Below are 16,201 nucleotides of genomic sequence, written 5' to 3' on the forward strand. Positions count from 1 at the left end.
GGGGCCGGGGGGGGTCGGGGGCGCGGTGGGCGGGGGGCGGGCCCGCCCCGCCTCGCCCCGCGCGGCGGGGGCGGCCCGCTGCCGGGGGCGGGTGGCGGGCGGGCCGAAGGCCGAGCCGGCGCCCAGCAGGCGGGCCAGCGGTCGGGCGCCCCGGGCCCGGGCCGCCGCCGCGTCCTCCAGGACGAGGACCACGGCCGCCTCGCCCGCGACGGTCTCGAAGCCGCAGCCGGGCTCCGGGCCGGGCCCGGGGCCCGGTGCCGCGCGGCGGCGTGCGGTCAGTTCGGCGTAGCCGAGGAGTTGGACCCCGCCCGCGAGCATGGTGGTCGCAGCGCCGGAGTCGATGGCGCGGGCCGCCGCGGCGAGCGCGTCGAGGGACGCGGCGCGTCCGGTGGAGACGGTGAGGTTCGGACCGGCGGCTCCGGTGAGGATGGAGACGGCGGAGGCGGGTGCGTTCAGCCCGGTCTGCGGGCCCTGCGCGGGGTTGACGCCGCGGACACCGCGTGCGAGCCGGGCGGCGAACAGCGCCGCGTAGTCCTCCAGACCGCCGCTCGTGGTGCCGGCCGCGATACCCACGGACGGGTCCTGTTCCCAGGAGACGGGCAGCCCGGCGTGCCGGCAGGCGTGCACGGCGGCGACGCCGAACGCCTTGCTCTCCGCGCTCAGCGTCCGGATGCCCTTCTTGCCCAGGTGCTCGGCGGGGTCGTAGGGCGGGAGCGCGGCCACCCGCACCGGTGGCGTCGCAGGCTGCCCCGGCGGCGCGGGCAGGGTGCGTTCCACCTCGTGGCGCGCCGAGGCGCCGCCGACGGCGCGCTGCCGCAGTACCTCGTGCCCCACCCCCGCCGAGGTGAGCGCGCCGACGCCGGTGACCACCACCTCCCTCATGCCCGCTCCCCCGTTCCTGGGCCGCGCCGCGCCGGCTCGGTGTCGGGCCGGGTGAAGACCACGCAGCAGTTGTTGCCGCCGAAGCCGAACGCGTTGTTCATCACCGCGCGCAGCGGCAACCGCCGGGGCCGGTCGCGCACGAGCGCGAAGTCGTCGGTGAGGCAGTCCGGATCGGGCGCTTCCACGTTGGCGGTGGGCGGGACGACACCGTCCCGCAGGGCCAGCACGCAGGCGGCGGCGGCGAGGGCCCCTGCCGCGCCCTGTGCGTGGCCGAGCAGTGATTTGAGGGCGGTCACCGGCAGCGGGGCGTGCCGGTGACCGCCCCCGAAGACCTCGGCGAGGGCCCTGGCTTCGACGGCGTCGTTGGCGGGGGTGCCGGTGCCGTGCGCGCTGACGCAGTCGATGTCGTCGGGGGCGAGCCCCGCCATGCGCAGTGCGGCCCGCATCGAACGGGTGGCGCCCTGCCCCTCGGGGTGCGGGGCGGTCATGTGGTGGGCGTCGGAGTAGTTGCCGTGCCCGGCGACGACGGCGAGGACGGGGGCGCCCCGGGCGCGGGCGCTGTCCTCGGCCTCCAGCAGCAGCACGGCCGAGCCCTCGCCGAGCAGCAGTCCGGCGCGGTGCGTGTCGAAGGGCCGTACCACGTCCGGGGAGAGTGCGCGGAAGCTGGTGAACATCAGGAACATCGCTTCGGACAGCTCGTCGGTGCCACCCGCGAGCATCGCGTCGGCGCGGCCCGCCGCGACGGCGTCGGCGGCGTGTGCGACGGCGCCGTTGCCGGCGGCGCAGGCGGTGGGCAGCAGCAGGTTCGGCCCGTACAGCCCGAAGGCGGCAGCGGGCAGCGCGCTGATCCGGAAGGGGTTGTGCGCGGGGGGCGTCCGGCGGTGCCACGGGTGGGACGGGGCGGTGTGCGACGCGGGGCCCGGTGGTGTGCCCGCGTCCTGCTCCGGGAGGTGTGCCGCCCGCAACGGCGCCTCGATCCCCGGCCTGTTGCCCACGACGATGCCGAACGAGGCGCCCACCCGGGTGTCGTCGTACGGTCCGGTGAGCCGGCCGTGCCCGTCCGCGAGTCCGCCGTCGGCCAGCGCCATCCGGGTGGCCGCCAGTACGAAGGACTCGCTGCGGGTCAGCGGGCCGTGCCCGTACGCCTCGTCGGGCCAGGGCGGGGCCCAGTCACGGATCTCACCGCCCCGGTGGGTGAGGCAGTCGCCGGTGTCGAAGAGGGTGACGTCACCGGTGCCCACATGTCCCCGGCGGGCGGCGGCCCAGAACTCCTCGGCGCCGACACCGAGCGCGGAGACGACTCCGACGCCGGTGACGACGACCCGACGGGCGAGGCCCTGCCGCATTCACACCCCCAGTGCGCGCCGGGTGACTTCCACCGCCGCCTTCACGGAGGTCATCTCCGTCTCGTCGGCGACGGAGTACTCCACACCGATCCGGTCGCGGAGGGCGGCGACCAACTCCAGGCGCAGCAGCGAGTCGCCGCCGGCCGTCTCGAAGTCGGTCTCGTCGGCCAGTTCCTCGGGTTCGAGTTCGAAGATGCGCAGCGCGGTCTCCCGTACGACCGCGCGTATCTCCTGCTCCGTCCTGGGGGTCGTCATCCGGTCCTCTCCTCTCGTTCCTGTGCGTACTCGGCGCCGGCAGGCGGCCCTCCCCGCCGCGGGTGGCCGCCGCGTACCAGGGCGACCGCGGTGCGTACGGTCTCCCGGCGGACTCCGCCGGACCAGTGGAGACGCTGGGTGGTGACGGCCCAGAAGGCGAGGCCGCCCACGAGTCCGGGGAGGAGCTCCCAGCGGGGCGCGTACAAGAGCGCGGCGACCGCCAGGGACAGCACCCAGTACTGGTAGAAGAACTCCCTCGTCGCGTGCCGCTCCCCCGGTGTCGCGGCCCGCCACAGGCAGCGGCCCAGCGCCGCGGCCACCGGGATCAGCAGCAGCCACAGCCAGAAGCGCGGCGGGAAGGCACCGGTCAGCACGAAGAGGGCGACCAGGAAGTAGGTGGAGCCGACCATGGCGGCCGCCAGCCGGGCGCCGTGCCGCCGCAGCAGGTCGATCCACGCGCTGTGGTAGCCGATGCTGGCGTCACCCGCCAGGTCGGTGAGGTCCTTGGCGCCGCCCAGCGCGAGCAGGGTCACCATGCCGACGGCGAAGAAGGGCAGCCCGTACCCGGCGAAGTCGCGCAGCACCTGCGCGTCCCAGTGGTCCTGCGCCAGCACGGTGCCGATCACGAACGTGCCGCCGAAGTGGAAGGTCAGCAGCAGAGGGGCGAGCCACCGGTTACGGGACAGGCGCAGTCCGTAGGAGTAGTTGACGCCGCTGAAGCCGGCGAGGAAGAGGAACAGCGCCAGCCACCAGTCCGGGTGCGCGATCAGCAGCACGACGTCCAGCGCCAGCACGGTGCCCCAGCCGACGAGTGCCGCGCGCCGTAGCAGCGGGAAGCCCGCCCGGTGGCACAGGGAGGTGCGTTCGGGACGGTTGATCTCGTCCTCGGTACGGTCGGCGAGCCTGTTGAGGGACTCGGTGCCGAGGCCGTGCGCGCACCAGTAGACGGCTCCCAGGGCCACCCACTGCCAGCGTGCACGGCCCTCGGCGACGAGGGCCGTGTAGTAGGGCAGGAAGTACAGCGCTGTGAAGCGGACGCTTGTGGCGCGCAGGATCGCGCCTGTTCTGGTCAAGAGATCGCAACCCCATGGTGTGGACTGCTGCTGCGAGTGGTCTGCCGGTACTCAGCCGGCCCGGTGGGCGACGCCCGCGCACAGTGCTTCGAGGGTGTCCTTGGCCGGCCCTTCGGACAGCGGTGCCAGCGCGGCGCGAGCACGCGCGATGTAGGCGTCGAGCCGTTCCCGGGTCCGCTCGACGGCCGGATGGCGGCGGAGCAACTCGGTCGCCTCGGCGCGCTCCTCGGCGGTCAGCGTGGTACGGCGCCCGGTTCCTGGCACGGGGCCGAGGATCTCGCGCAGCCGCTCGCTGTCGTGGCCGGTCCCGCTGAGCGCGTACAGCAGCGGCAGTGTCGGCGCGCCCTTGAGGAGGTCGGTGCCCTGGCGCTTGCCGGACCGCTCCTCCTGGCCGAAGAGGTCCAGCAGGTCGTCCGAGATCTGGAAGGCGACACCGAAGGCGTCCCCGTACTCCTCCAGTGCCCGTACCACCGTCTCGCCCGCGCCCGAGGTGAGCGCCCCGAGGCGCACGCAGGCCCGGAGCAGCGAGGCGGTCTTGTCGGAGACCATGGTGACGTAGTAGTCGGTCGGGTCCTCGCCGTCGGCGGGTCCCGTCATCTCCCGGATCTGCCCGGTCACCAGCCGCACGAAAGTGTTGACCTCCAGCCGCGCCTCCTGCTGCGGCACGGCGGCCAGCAGCAGGAACGCCTGCGCGAACAGGAAGTCCCCGGTGAGGATGGCGACGGCGTCGCTCCAGCGCGCGTTGACGCTCGTGCGTCCGCGTCTGAGCGAAGCGCCGTCCAGGACGTCGTCGTGGCACAGCGCCGCCGCGTGCACGAGTTCGCATGCGGCCGCGGCACGCAGCACGTCCGGGTCGTCCGGATTGCCGAACCGGGCGGCGAGCAGTGTCAGCATCGGGCGGTACCGCTTGCCACCCGCGTCGATGAGGTGGCGGGACGCCTCGCGCAGCAGCGGCGCCTCGGAGTGGATGGAGTCGCGGATGAGGTCTTCGACGACGGCCAGATCGGCCTTGAGTGCGCTTGCCAGTTCCTGGTCGGTCAGCGGGGGCTGTCCCGCTAACGGCGTCTTTCCGGCATGCTGCCCTGTGCTCACACCTTCCCCCTGTCTGTCCAACGACCCGCCTCGGCACGCCCGCGCCTGATGCGGCGTCAGAAGGGAGACGGTCGGTTCGAACGTGACTGGTGCCTCGGCCAGAGTACGGAACTCACGTGCCGGGCAACAGGGGTTCGAGTGAGGCAGGGTGATCCTGGTGATCCGACAACTGCCCGCAGTGGTCGGGCAGTTGATCACGGGTGCGCGGAGTGGGTCAGCGCGCCGCGCCGGAGGCGGCGAGGGCGGCGATCACCCGGTGGAGCTGCGCGGCGGGGTCCGGGGCTCCTGGCCAGCTGGTCATCAGCAGATGGTGGGCGGTGCCGACCAGAGCGAGCGCGAGAGCCTCGGGGTCCGCTTCGGCTGCCACCCGGCCCAGACGCTGTTCGCCGGCCAGATAGGCGGCGACGGCCTCCTGGACCGATGCGAAGCCGGGGGCTCCGGCGGCCATCGCGTCCCGGAAGCGGGCGGCAGCGCCGGGACGGGTGACGGCGAGACCCGCCATGGCCGGGCCCGCCGAGGTGAGAAGCGCGGTGCCCACGGCGGCGAGGTTCGCGGCGACCGTCTCCTGGCCTGCCCGTTGCGGCAGTTCGGCGGCGAGCGCGGCGGTCCGCGAGAAGCGGTCGAGGACCAGTTCGGCGACGAACTCGTCCAGGCCGCCCCCGAAGTGGGCGTGCAGCATCCCTTTGGAGCAGCCCGCCTCGTCGGTGACGGCCCTGCTCGTCAACGCACCCGGGCCACCACGGTCGACGACGCGTTCGGCGGCGGCGAAGAGGCGTTCGCGGATGTCGGGGACGGCCACGCCACGAGGGGACATGAGGGACCTTTCGGAAGGATGAACAGTGACGGATGGACAGTATGGGCACACGCCCATACTGTGCTCCTACGCTTTGGGCACACGCCCATACTAAGCTTCCCGGAAGTCGAGGTTCGCCATGCAGCAGATCGTCAACACCGAGCAGGCACAGGCGTGGAACGGTTACGAGGGACAGCACTGGGCCCGCAGCCAGGAGCGCTGGGACGCCGTCAACGAGGGGTTCGACCAGCCACTGCTGGACGCCGCAGCCCTCACACCCGGCGACTCGGTCCTGGACATCGGCTGCGGCGCGGGCGCGACCACCCGGCTCGCGGCCCGCCGGGCCACCGACGGGCACGCCACCGGCGTCGACCTCTCCGGACCCATGCTGGAGCGCGCGGAGGCCCCCGCACGGGCGGAACACCTCGACAACGTGACCTTCGAGCAGGGCGACGCCCAGGTCCACCCCTTGGCCGGACGCGACTTCGATGTCGCGATCAGCCGTTACGGCGTGATGTTCTTCGCCGACCCCGTCGCCGCCTTCACCAACATCGGCCGCGGACTGCGCTCCGGGGGCCGACTCGCGTTCATCTGCGCAGCGGACGCCGAGCAGAACGAGTGGCTCCAGGCACTCGCCGAACTCCGCAACCATCTGCCCATCGGCGAATTCGGCGCGACGGGCGGGCCGGGCATGTTCTCCCTCGCCGACCCCGCGCGGGTCCGCGAGGTGCTGACCCCGGCCGGGTTCGCCGACATCGCCGTCGAGCGCACGGAAGCAGCCGGGAGGTGGGGACAGGGCGCCCAGGACGCGGCCGACTTCCTGCTCGACTCCGGCCCCGGCCGGCATCTGCTGGGCCAGGTGGACGCGGAGGCCGGCGCGCGGGCCCGCCGTGCACTGGTCGAACTCCTGCGCAGCCATGAGGACACCGAGGGCGTGGTGCGCCTGCGCAGCTCCGCCTGGCTGGTCACCGCCGTACGCCCGTGACCCGAGTGTCCGCCGTGCCGTGGCACAGCGCGGCATGGCACGGCGCGACGCGGCACGGAGGGGGCTGCGGGACGACTCCCGCAGCCTCCTGGCCATGACTGTACCTACTAGTATGTACAGTACGTCGACACCCACGGGCGCCCGCCCGCCACACCGAAGGAGAGCCACTGCCATGCCCTTTGTCCGTATCGACGCGCTGCGGGCCGACGCGGAGCGACTCGACGCGCTCGGCCGGGCCGTGCACGACGCACTGGTCGAGACGATCGGCATCCCGCCCGACGACCGCTTCCAGGTCCTCGTCGGCCACGACGGCACCAACAGCACGCTTCGCTACGACACCTATCCCGGGGTGCACCGCGACGACGGCATCGTCTACGTGGTGATCACCATGCGCTCGGGGCGCACCCCCGCGCAGAAGCAGGCCCTGTACCGGCGGATCGCCGAACTCGCCCAGCAGTACGCGGCGACAGAGCCGCGGAACATGTTCGTCACCGTGACCGAGAACGAGTCGGCCGACTGGTCACTCGGCAACGGCGTGGCGCAGTACCTCTGAGGCGCGCTGCATTTCATCGACGTCGAGGTCAAGGGAGCCGAGGGCGGGGGAAGGGCGTCGGCGTCACATCTCGGCTTGCGCGGAGCGGGCGCCGACGGCGGGCAGCAGGCGGAGCTTCTCGTCGCTCTCCGAACCCGGCGTGGCCGTGTAGACCAGCAGTGCCTGGGCCTGGTCCGGATCGAGAAGCACCTGGCAGTGCAGCTGGATCTCGCCCAGTTCGGGGTGGTGGAACCGCTTGGGTTCCACCCTGGGCACACCGACCTCGTGCGCGCTCCAGCACTGTGCGAACTCCTCGCTGGTCTCCAACAGCCGTTCCACCAGTGCCTCGGCCCGGCTGCCCTTGCCCTGCCGGGAGTAGGCGGCGCGCAGCTCAGCGGCGAAGAACCTGCTGTGGCGCGCATGGTCCTCCTCCGCGTATCTCAGCCGGGTGGCCGGGCGGGCGAACCAGCGGTAGTACATACTGCGGTCCGCTCCCGTGAACCGGGACTCGTCACCGACCAGGGCGGTGGCCAACGGTGTCTGCCACAGCGTCTCGGCCAACTCGTTGAGGACCTGCGCCGGAGTGTCGTCGAGACGGCCCAGGATGCGCATCAGTCCGGGCGCGATGTGGTCCGAGCCGGTCCGTGGGGGCGGATTGTGCCCAGCGATACGGAACAGATGGTCGCGCTCGGCGAGCGACAGATGGAGCCCGCGGGCGATCGCCGCCAGCATCGGTTCGGACGGCTGCGGCCCGCGCTGCTGCTCCAGCCGGCTGTAGTAGTCGCTGGACATACCGCTCAGGGCCGCCGCCTCCTCACGCCGCAGCCCCGTGGTTCGACGGCGCGGACCGCGGGGCAGGCCCACGTCCTCCGGTTGCAGAGCCTCCCGGCGTGTGCGCAGGAAGTCCGCGAGCTGTGCTCGGTCCACGGTCCGACGCTCCCTCTTCCCTCGTTCCTTGATCGCGTTTCTCCCGCTGGGCCGCCCGGGACTGCCCGGGACCGCCCGGCCGCCGCTTACAGCAGCATGCCGCCCGATGCCTCGACGCGCTGTCCGGTGATCCAGGACGTGCCCTCGTCGAGCAGCGCCGCGGTAGCGGCACCGATGTCGTCGGGCTCCCCGACCCTGCCCATCGCCGTGACCGAGCCGAGGGAGGTCCTGGCCGCCTCACTGTCGCGGACGGCACCGCCGCCGAAGTCGGTCGCGGTGGCGCCCGGCGCGATGGCGTTGACGGAGATGCCGCGCGGTCCCAGTTCCTTGGCGAGGTAGCGGGTGAGCACCTCGACGGCACCCTTTGCGGCAGCGTACGCCGAGGTCTCGACAGCGATGAAACGGGTGAGTCCGGTGGAGGTGTTCAGGATGCGGCCGCCGTCCCTGAGCAGCGGCAGCAGCGCCTGGGTGAGGAAGAAGACGCCCTTGACATGGACGTTCATCAGCCCGTCGAATTCCTCTTCGGTGGTCTGGGCGAACGGCTTCTGGACGCCGTGGCCGGCGTTGTTGAGCAGGATGTCGAAGTCCTCGCGGTCCCAGTTCTCCTTGAGGGCGCCGCGTACGGTCTCGACGAAGTCCGGGAAGGCGGCGGTGTCCGAGGCGTCCAGCGGCAACGCGACCGCCGTCCGGCCCATGGCCCGGATCTGCGCGACGACGGCCTCGGCCTCGTCGGCGTGCGAGCGGTAGGTGAGCAGTACGTCGGTGCCCGCCTCGGCGAGGTGCAGCGCCGCGCTGCGTCCCAGTCCGCGGTTGGCACCGGTGATGAGGGCGATGCGTGTCATGCCGTGTTCTCCGTTCGGTGGTGAGTACCTGCCTGCACCACAACGGTGCGGCGGCCGGGGAACGGGAGGAAGGCAGCAGTTGTCAGGGGATCGCCGGTCCCCCCTTAGGGTGCCGTGGGGGACCCGGAAAAATCTTCGATCACCGTGAACTTTTCCCTCCGGCCCGCCGTCCAAGACTGTGCTCGGCCGCGGTGGCGGGGACAGCACGAACAGGGAGTGAACGACAGCAATGGCACGGGACGCGGACCTCACGCACGCCACCACGGTGGCGGGACAGCGCGACCGGGAGACCACCGGCGAGGGCCCCGGCCCGTACGCGCGGTCCGGCTGCCGCGTCCGGCGCCCGGCGAGACCCGCGGCCGTTGCCGTCATGTTGCTGACGGCCGGTGTGCTGCTGGCCGGGTGCGGTGAGAAGGACAGCGCCGCCTCGAAACCGCGCCGGGTCGACGGTGACGCCGCGCCGGCCGGCGTCACCCCGCCCGAGAAGCAGAAGGGCAGCAGCGGGAGCAAGAGCGACCACGGCGACGAGAAGAAGAAGTCGAAGGGCGGCGCCGCGTCGTCCTCCGAGGCGGCCTCGGGCGGCTCCGGGCGACCGGCCGGCTCAGCCGGTACTTCGGGCGGTTCCGGCGGCAGTGGCGACAGCGGTGACACCGGCGGGAACGGCACGCAGCCCGGCTCCGGCGCCCCGGGTTCCGCGTGCACCGCCTCCGAGCTGAACGCGTCCATAGGCCCCAACAGGCCGGGAGCGGGCCAGAACCACTACGCGCTCGTCTTCACCAACAGTTCCGGCCGGACCTGCACGGTGCACGGCTTTCCGGGATTCGCCTTCATCAACGCTGCCGGTGATCAGGTCTCCGTCCCCCCGGAGCGGGAGGGCAGCAGCTCGCAGGTGGTCGAACTCTCCTCCGGGGCGAGCGCGTGGGCGCCGCTGTCGTACGCCAACCCGGAGATGACGGGCACCCGGACGGTCACTCCGGACGCCGCCCTGCTCACCCCGCCCGACCAGCGGGCCCCGCTCCGGGTCGACTGGTCCGGCGGCCCTGTCACCGCCACGGGTGAGGCGTCGGTGCCGACGATCGGTCCGCTCTCGCCCGGCACCGGAAGCTGACCGCCACACCCCGACCGCCACCCCGACCGCGCCGTGAACCGCGTCAGCGGAGCACGGGCGCGCACAGCCGTACGAAACAGAGCCGAGGAGAGGAAGAGCCGCGTGACCGACGAGCAGTCCGAGCAGCGCCACCAGCAGCAGGCCGACGTCGGCCCCTGGTGGGCCGGAACGGGACCCGCGGGCGGTGTCGTGCTGATCCTGCTCGGCGTCGGGGCCGGGCTCGCGCTCTTCCTCGGCGGCCTCGACTCCCAGGACGAGCTCACGCATCTGCACGGCGCGGCCAAGGTCGCGGCCGTCGGCCTCGTGGTCGCGGGCACGACCTTGCTCGCCCGGCGGCGCCGCACCGGTGATGAGCGCGACGCCGCCGAGAGCGACGGCTAGGAAGCGGAACTGGGGATCCCGGCCGGCCCCGGGCGCAGCACCACCGGCAGGGTCTGATGGCCGTTGCTGATGAGGGACGGGACGGGGCGCAGTTCCTCCACCGGGACCCCGAGTCGGGCGTCGGGGAAACGGGCGAAGAACTTCTCAAGTGCCGTGGTGGCCTCCAGCCGGGCGAGAGGCGCACCGAGGCAGAAGTGCACACCGTGGCCGAAGGCCAGGTGCTCCGGGCCGGGTGCCGTGCGCGTCAGGTCGAAGACGTCGGCCGTCTCACCGTGCCAGTCCGGGTGCCGGTTGGCGGCCGCGTAGGAGGCGAGGATCGGCTCGCCCTTGCCGATGACCTGTCCGTCGGGCAGTTCGATGTCGCGTACCGCGAAGCGCAGCGGCAGATGCTTGACGGCCGGTTCGAAGCGGAGGGTCTCCTCGACCACGTCGGACCAGCCGACGCGGCCCTCGCGCACCAGCGCCATCTGCTCGGGGTGGGTCAACAGTACGGTGATGGCCTGGTCGAGAAGGTTGACGGTGGTCTCGTAGCCCGCGCTGATCATCAGCAGCAGCGTGTCACGCAGCTCGGCCTCCGTGAGCGCGGAGCCGTCTCCCTCCTCGTCCCGGGTGTCGATGAGGAGCGAGGTCATGTCCTCGCCCGGCCGCTCGCGCTTCTCGGCTATGAGATCGTCGAGCACCCCGTACAGGCTGGCCGTGTTGGCCGCGGCCTCCTCGGGGGTGAGGGTGGTGGAGAAGACGTTGTCGACCAACTTGCGGAAGCCCGCGCGGCGCTCCTCCGGCACCCCCATGAGGTGGCAGATGACCTGGATCGGCAGCGGGTAGGCGAACAGCTCGCGCACGTCCGCCGCTTCTCCTTCGGGCGTGCGCTCCAATTCGTCCAGCAGGTCGTCGACCATGCGTTCGACCCGCTCGGTGAGGGCGGCGATACGCCGCGCGCTGAAGGACGGTGCCACCATCCGGCGCAGTCTGCGGTGGTCGCTGCCGTAGGAGGTGAACATGTTCTCCACCGCGACCCACAGTGCCAGCGGCCAGGTGGGGGCGGTCTCCGCGAACTGCGGCCAGTGCTGCCGTGCGTCTTTGGAGACGTCCGGGCCGGTGAGCAGCTTCTTGAGGAGCGCGGGGTCGCTCACCGACCAGGCGGTGACACCCAGCAGGTCGACCCGGGTCGCCGGGCCGCGTTCATGCAGGGCCTTGTGTTCACCGTGCGGGTCACTGCCGGTGGGGTCGAGAATCAAAGGCTCGGAAACAGACACGGTGAGTCGCAATCTCCGTTCGGGGCGGGGAGTTGACGCGGTGACAACTGCCACAGTACGAGCGGATCAAGCGTCCGTGTAGAGGGCAGACGGCGCAAGATCATCTCACGGTGAATCGGCTCACTGATCATGGAGGGGCGGTTCGGAGGGAGAAACCGGACCGGGCGCTCCGGCAGCGCCACCCCCGAAACCGGCCCTCCCCCGCCCGGCCGCGGCCGGCCGCGGCCGCCTGATCGCCGAGCGCGGGCAGCAGAACGCAGGTCGCCGAATGCGGGGCACCAAGCGCAGGCATCCGAACGCGGGGCACAGGGCGAGCGAGGCCGCGCGCGGCACCGGCCGGCCGTCAGTGGCCGCCCAGGGTGACGGCTCCGCCCAGAATCTTGCCCAGGGCCTGCTCAGCGATCTGGAGTGCCGCCTGTTCACGCGAGGTCAGCTCGCCGGACTTCGGGGTGGGCGCGTCGGCGGCCGCGGCGGGGGGCACGGCGAGAGCGGTCGCCGCGAACAGTGTCGCCAGTGTCAGCGCGGTGCGACGGGACATGTGCGCTCCTTCGGAGGGTCACGGACAGTGCGGGACCCAGCGTCCTGGAGACGCCCCCGGGTGGCTGGTCCGCCGGTCCGGGGCTGCTGCGAAAGGACCAACCGGTGCCACTCCTGGGGCTGTCCCCGTCCGGTTGCTGTTCGACCTCACTGTTCGACGCCACCGAGCAGCCGCTCCGCGCGTTCCTCGACCAGCCGCACCGCGCCGGGCTGGCGGCCGGGGACCCGGCGGCGGAGGAGCATCAGTTCGGGGGCCAGTTCGCGGGCCAGGTCCTCGTCGTCCAGCGACTGCCACTGGTGGTGAGCACGGTCGACAGCGCCTTCCACCTCCAGGGCGTTCTCCGCCTCACCTCGTTCGAGGCGGCCCCGGGCGACCTGCAGCCACAGTTCGCAGCTCCGGGCCGGGGAACCGGCCAGGCGGGCGAGGTCGGCTCGGACCTCGACCCAGTGCAGCGCTCCCTCCGAGCCGGGGCCCTCGGTGCGCTCGGCGGCGTCCTCCCAGGCGGCCGCGAGCGCCTCGGCCTCCTCGTGGCGGCCTGCCCGCGCGGCAGCCATGATCGTCTCGTGCGGGTCCTCCACCGGCTGGGTACGCGGGGCACGGGCCGCCACCGGCGGTCGAGCACCGGCGGGCCGGGCCGCCGCGGGTTGCGGCGCGGTCCGGTGCCAGGGGTCGGTGCCGCTCTCGGGCACGGCCGTGGCGCCGTTCTCGGGCGCGGCCGGCGCCGGTGCGGACGGTGCGTACGGGGTCGACGGCGGAGCGGGCTGCGACTGGTCGTTCCCGCGCTGCCACTCGGCCGGCAGGTCGGGGTGGGCCTGGCGCTCCCAGCCGGTCCGGGCGGGCGCTGCCCCGGGGCGATGGCCGTTGGGCAGATCCGCTCCCGGCACCGCAGCCGGAGCGGACGCCGGATCCGAGACCGGGGCGGGAAAGCCGACGGTGGCCGTGGCCGAGGCGACGAACAGCGCCTGCTCGTGCTCCGTCGTACCGGAGACGGCCGCGGCCCGCTCGTGCAGCTCCGCGAAGGGCAACCGGCCGCCCGCGCGCCACAGGCGCACACACTCTTGGAGGTATACCGGTTCGACCGGCTCGTTGCCGCCCCTCAGCCGCCGCCACTTCGACTCCCGGCTGTGCCGCACCACTCGGCCGAAGACCCCGACGCCCGGCGCCTGCGGCAAGCCGCCCGCCTGGATCGCCTCCCAGGTGCCCGACTCCGCCGCCACGTCCAGGAGGACGGTCGTCGCCCTGGGGGGCCTTATGGCCAACTCGCCTATCAGCCACTCCCACGGGAGACCGCTGTAGCGCACCGCTGCCGAGTGCTGGCCGGGCGCACCGAGCCCGATGTGCAGTCCGCCCTTGCGCGGGTCCTTGCGCAGCTCCCCGACGATGACGACCAGAAGCTGGCCCGACACCCCGGCGACCAGGCGCACGCGTGCCAGCACCATCTGCGGGTCGACCGGGCCCACCAGTTCGACGACGCCCGTGCCGCCTCTGCCGCCGACGGCTTCACCGCCGGCTCCGGCCAGTGCCGCGCTCCAGGACACTCCGCCCAGGCCTGCCACCACGACGCCGACATCCATCAGCCCCCCGCCGACGCCCGCCACCACCAGCACACCGTCGCCCGCGCCCTCGGGGCCCACACCCGGAACCGACACCAAAAACCCCCCACACACCAAACCGATCAGAACACGGACAGTTCTCAGCCCAAGGCCCCGGCGGGCCGTTGCCGCCGCTCGGGTCGGAGGTGGTCCGTGCCCGGCCACATCGGGCCCGGCACTCGCGCACCCGTCGGGTCGGCAGCCGAGCCCCTGCTGACAGCGACCTCCAACCTTTCGACGGCGGACTCCAATTCAACACGACCGCGTGCCGGGCGGCGATCCGGCTGCAGCTGCCGGGGCGGCCGGTGGGGGACATTGCGGGGGATTCGGACGCCGTACCGGTTCGCCACTCTGACGAGTGAAATTCACGCAACGTCCCCCGATGGTTTCCTCTCCCGCCTTCACAGCCGGGATTGTGGCAAGTGAACAGATGAGGCATCGAGAACGGTCTCAGCACCACCGATGGTGATCAACTTCGATCACAGGAGAAAGAAGACAGGGCTTTTCCTCGCCCGGCAGTTCGACGTGCTGGCGTCTCCCGTTCATGGCGGCTGCTCGTGCAATTGCCGATGAATTTGCACGCGGCAGAAGCTCGTAGCGTACGGCCCGTCATGAGCTGTAGCTTCCGGCAGTAGGGGGACCGCAACGGAGGGAATGGGAGGGGAAGAGAACGTTGAGCGTTCGTATGCCCTTGCCGTGCGAACACCATTGCACCGCACATTCGGTGCGCCCGGACACCGGCCGGAAGCCGGGCGCACCGGAGCCAGAACGAGATGTGCCGGTGGAGTTCGCTGCTTTCTGCGCTCTTTACCGGCAACGGTATCTCGCGTACGCGCACAGCCGCCTGGCCGATGCGCGGCAGGCGGACACAGCTGTACGGCTGGCCTTCGCGGAACTGGCCGACCAGTGGGACCAGGCTCTGCGCAGCCCGCACACCAACGCCTACGCCTGGCGGCTCCTCACCCGGCACATCCGCACCCATGTGCGCGCGGCGGAACTCGACGAACAGCAGGAGGACGGTGAGCAGAAGGACGGCGACAGCCGGACCGGGCGCCGCGACCACTCGTTCCTGCCCGACCACGCGGACGACGCCCGCATCCTGCACCGGGACCTCGGCATGCCGCTGCTGGAGGCCACCGAGATGATGGGACACGCCGCGCCCCGGCCCCGCTGAGCGGCCCCTCCGAGCGCCCCGCCGCCGACGCGCCCTCGTTGCCCCCGTGCGCTCCCGTGTGCGGTGCGAGGACGGGCAGCATCCCGGCGAGCGAGGGGGTGAGCGGATGCACGGCCCTGCCACGGTCGGGTGGCTGCTGGTGGCGCTCTGCGCGGTGACAGGTGTCTCGTGCGTGCTGCGGGCGCGCGGCGCCGGGTGCGGACAGCGGGCGGAGGCACGGAGCGAGGCGGCGATGGGGTTCGCCATGGCGGCCATGGCCGTACCCGTGCTGTGGGGTGGGACGCCGACGCTGCACAAGGCTTCGGCATGGGCTTTCACCGCAGTCTTCGGCGTGCTGCTGATGCGCGAGCTGTGGCTGATGCTGATGGCGACCGGACGGCACGGGAGCATGTCCCCCGTGCAGCAGCTGCACCATCTGCTCGGCGGCGCGGCGATGGTCTACATGGCACTCGCCATGGCATTCGGCGCCCCGGCGGGAGGGGCGGGCGCACATCACTCCGAAGCCGGTGGCGTGCCCGTGGTGACGGGAGCGCTGCTGGCGTACTTCGCGGCGTACGTGCTGTGGACGGGTACGCGCTTGATGCCCGCTGCCACGGGAGCGGCCCGGCCGGCCCTGGCGGGCCACCACGGCGGCATCAGGGCCGAGGCGCCGCCGGTGGTGCGGCACGCCGGAGTCGCGGCGGGCTGCAGAGTGGCCATGGGGGCGGGGATGTTCGCGATGCTGCTGACGGTCTGAGCAGCGGTTCCCCACCGCTGGGGCCGGGTCGCCCGCGGCGAGCACGCGGCAACGCCAAACGCCGCGGCGCAGTGAGCCGCGTCACTTCTCCACTGTCAGACGTATCACTGTCTCGTAACGGCCTCTTAGGCTGAGCGGCATGACGGTCCCGCTCGCGCTGATGGTGCTCGCCCTGTTCGCCGCGGGTCTCGCGCCGCGCGTACTGACCCGCAGCTCGTGGCCCGACCGGGAACCGGTGCTCGCCCTGTGGGTGTGGCAGTGCGTGGTCGGTGCGGTACTGCTCTGCTGTCTGCTGGCCATGGCCCTCTCCGGTGCGGCCGCCTTCACGGTGGTGCGCAGCCACGTCTTCGCGGGGGCGCCGAACGGCGTCGCGGAGGCGTACACCTCCAGCGCGTACACACCGTGGTCCGGGGCCCTGAGTGTGCTTCTGGCATGCGGGGGCGCGTGGACGGGCGCGATGCTGCTCCGGGAGATCAGGGACGCGCGGGCCAGGCGCCGCAAGCGACGTGCGGAGCTGCGGGAGCGGGCGCCGCAACTGCCGGGTGAGGACGCCTCGCCCGGTGAGCCGCTTCTCGTCCTGGAGGACGAGAAGCCGGACGCCTGGTGGCTGCCGGGCACCACACCGCAGTTGGTCATCACCACAGGCGCCCTGCGGCGGCTCAAGGGGCGCCAACTGGACGCGGTACTGG

At 72.5% G+C, this 16,201-nt stretch carries 17 protein-coding genes and 1 pseudogene; 7 read left to right on the forward strand and 11 right to left on the reverse strand.

Annotated features, from left to right (window positions below):
- From KBY19_RS32920 to KBY19_RS32945, 6 genes are all read right to left on the reverse strand, one after another.
- Window positions 1–882, reverse strand: an 882-nt coding sequence (locus KBY19_RS32920; protein ID WP_282107149.1) for a beta-ketoacyl synthase N-terminal-like domain-containing protein, incomplete at its 3' end; no start/stop codon positions are given.
- Complete coding sequence (locus tag KBY19_RS32925; RefSeq protein WP_099885765.1) at window positions 879–2,228, reverse strand: beta-ketoacyl synthase; 1,350 nt, start codon at window positions 2,226–2,228, stop codon at window positions 879–881. The genes KBY19_RS32925 and KBY19_RS32920, both read right to left, overlap by 4 nt.
- Window positions 2,229–2,483 (reverse strand): acyl carrier protein, encoded by a 255-nt coding sequence (locus KBY19_RS32930; protein ID WP_099885764.1) that lies wholly within the window; start codon window positions 2,481–2,483, stop codon window positions 2,229–2,231.
- Window positions 2,480–3,556, reverse strand: coding sequence for a UbiA family prenyltransferase (locus tag KBY19_RS32935; RefSeq protein ID WP_099885763.1), 1,077 nt, complete (start codon window positions 3,554–3,556; stop codon window positions 2,480–2,482). The genes KBY19_RS32930 and KBY19_RS32935 overlap by 4 nt, the downstream gene beginning before the upstream one ends.
- A 51-nt stretch (window positions 3,557–3,607) precedes the next feature.
- On the reverse strand, window positions 3,608–4,648 hold the full coding sequence (locus KBY19_RS32940; protein ID WP_210955506.1) for a polyprenyl synthetase family protein: 1,041 nt from the start codon (window positions 4,646–4,648) through the stop codon (window positions 3,608–3,610).
- 214 nt (window positions 4,649–4,862) lie between these two features.
- Window positions 4,863–5,462 (reverse strand): TetR/AcrR family transcriptional regulator, encoded by a 600-nt coding sequence (locus KBY19_RS32945; RefSeq protein WP_099885762.1) that lies wholly within the window; start codon window positions 5,460–5,462, stop codon window positions 4,863–4,865.
- Window positions 5,463–5,580: 118 nt separating this feature from the next.
- Between KBY19_RS32945 and KBY19_RS32950 the strand changes: the two genes are divergently transcribed.
- On the forward strand, window positions 5,581–6,426 hold the full coding sequence (locus tag KBY19_RS32950) for a class I SAM-dependent methyltransferase (protein ID WP_210967301.1): 846 nt from the start codon (window positions 5,581–5,583) through the stop codon (window positions 6,424–6,426).
- 172 nt (window positions 6,427–6,598) lie between these two features.
- A complete protein-coding gene (locus KBY19_RS32955) occupies window positions 6,599–6,979 on the forward strand; it encodes a tautomerase family protein (protein ID WP_099885760.1) in 381 nt (126 codons plus the stop codon).
- A 63-nt stretch (window positions 6,980–7,042) separates the two neighbouring features.
- Here KBY19_RS32955 and KBY19_RS32960 read toward each other — a convergent pair whose 3' ends face one another.
- Together KBY19_RS32960 and KBY19_RS32965 are read right to left on the reverse strand one after the other, a co-directional pair.
- Entirely contained in the window at window positions 7,043–7,885 is an 843-nt protein-coding gene (locus KBY19_RS32960) for a helix-turn-helix transcriptional regulator (RefSeq protein WP_099885759.1), read from the reverse strand.
- Window positions 7,886–7,971: 86 nt separating this feature from the next.
- Window positions 7,972–8,727, reverse strand: coding sequence for an SDR family NAD(P)-dependent oxidoreductase (locus KBY19_RS32965; RefSeq protein ID WP_210955505.1), 756 nt, complete (start codon window positions 8,725–8,727; stop codon window positions 7,972–7,974).
- Window positions 8,728–8,956: 229 nt separating this feature from the next.
- On the opposite strand from KBY19_RS32965, the gene KBY19_RS32970 reads away from it, so the two are divergent.
- Both KBY19_RS32970 and KBY19_RS32975 read left to right on the forward strand, forming a co-directional pair.
- A complete protein-coding gene (locus KBY19_RS32970; protein ID WP_185018964.1) occupies window positions 8,957–9,835 on the forward strand; it encodes a DUF4232 domain-containing protein in 879 nt (292 codons plus the stop codon).
- Window positions 9,836–9,937: 102 nt separating this feature from the next.
- Entirely contained in the window at window positions 9,938–10,216 is a 279-nt protein-coding gene (locus KBY19_RS32975; protein ID WP_185018963.1) for a hypothetical protein, read from the forward strand.
- Here KBY19_RS32975 and KBY19_RS32980 read toward each other — a convergent pair.
- From KBY19_RS32980 to KBY19_RS32990, 3 genes are all read right to left on the reverse strand, one after another.
- Window positions 10,213–11,472: a cytochrome P450 gene (locus tag KBY19_RS32980; RefSeq protein ID WP_210955503.1), complete on the reverse strand. Its 1,260-nt coding sequence runs from the start codon at window positions 11,470–11,472 to the stop codon at window positions 10,213–10,215. The two genes, KBY19_RS32975 and KBY19_RS32980, sit on opposite strands and share 4 nt — an antisense overlap.
- 343 nt (window positions 11,473–11,815) lie before the next feature.
- On the reverse strand, window positions 11,816–12,010 hold the full coding sequence (locus KBY19_RS32985) for a hypothetical protein (protein WP_099885753.1): 195 nt from the start codon (window positions 12,008–12,010) through the stop codon (window positions 11,816–11,818).
- A gap of 146 nt (window positions 12,011–12,156) precedes the next feature.
- Window positions 12,157–13,659 (reverse strand): hypothetical protein, encoded by a 1,503-nt coding sequence (locus KBY19_RS32990; protein ID WP_307843686.1) that lies wholly within the window; start codon window positions 13,657–13,659, stop codon window positions 12,157–12,159.
- 724 nt (window positions 13,660–14,383) lie between these two features.
- Between KBY19_RS32990 and KBY19_RS32995 the strand changes: the two genes are divergently transcribed.
- The 3 genes and pseudogenes from KBY19_RS32995 to KBY19_RS33005 all read left to right on the forward strand — a co-directional run.
- Window positions 14,384–14,776, forward strand: coding sequence for a hypothetical protein (locus KBY19_RS32995; RefSeq protein ID WP_099885752.1), 393 nt, complete (start codon window positions 14,384–14,386; stop codon window positions 14,774–14,776).
- 106 nt (window positions 14,777–14,882) lie between these two features.
- Window positions 14,883–15,512 carry a DUF5134 domain-containing protein gene (locus KBY19_RS33000; protein ID WP_210955502.1) on the forward strand — a complete coding sequence of 210 codons (630 nt, stop codon included), beginning with the start codon at window positions 14,883–14,885 and terminating at the stop codon, window positions 15,510–15,512.
- A 139-nt stretch (window positions 15,513–15,651) separates the two neighbouring features.
- Window positions 15,652–16,201 (forward strand): annotated as a pseudogene (locus KBY19_RS33005) (M56 family peptidase); the annotation flags it as partial.

The organism is Streptomyces sp. B15 (assembly GCF_018070605.1).
In the GTDB taxonomy this organism is placed as follows: Bacteria; Actinomycetota; Actinomycetes; order Streptomycetales; family Streptomycetaceae; genus Streptomyces; species Streptomyces smyrnaeus.

Bases quoted from the DNA above. Each gene is read 5' to 3' on its own strand.
- KBY19_RS32970 (WP_185018964.1), top strand. From the start codon at position 8,957: ATGGCACGGGACGCGGACCTCACGCACGCCACCACGGTGGCGGGACAG.
- KBY19_RS32985 (WP_099885753.1), bottom strand. From the start codon at position 12,010: ATGTCCCGTCGCACCGCGCTGACACTGGCGACACTGTTCGCGGCGACC.
- KBY19_RS32925 (WP_099885765.1), bottom strand. From the start codon at position 2,228: ATGCGGCAGGGCCTCGCCCGTCGGGTCGTCGTCACCGGCGTCGGAGTC.
- KBY19_RS32955 (WP_099885760.1), top strand. From the start codon at position 6,599: ATGCCCTTTGTCCGTATCGACGCGCTGCGGGCCGACGCGGAGCGACTC.
- KBY19_RS32965 (WP_210955505.1), bottom strand. From the start codon at position 8,727: ATGACACGCATCGCCCTCATCACCGGTGCCAACCGCGGACTGGGACGC.
- KBY19_RS32950 (WP_210967301.1), top strand. From the start codon at position 5,581: ATGCAGCAGATCGTCAACACCGAGCAGGCACAGGCGTGGAACGGTTAC.
- KBY19_RS32945 (WP_099885762.1), bottom strand. From the start codon at position 5,462: ATGTCCCCTCGTGGCGTGGCCGTCCCCGACATCCGCGAACGCCTCTTC.
- KBY19_RS32930 (WP_099885764.1), bottom strand. From the start codon at position 2,483: ATGACGACCCCCAGGACGGAGCAGGAGATACGCGCGGTCGTACGGGAG.
- KBY19_RS33000 (WP_210955502.1), top strand. From the start codon at position 14,883: ATGCACGGCCCTGCCACGGTCGGGTGGCTGCTGGTGGCGCTCTGCGCG.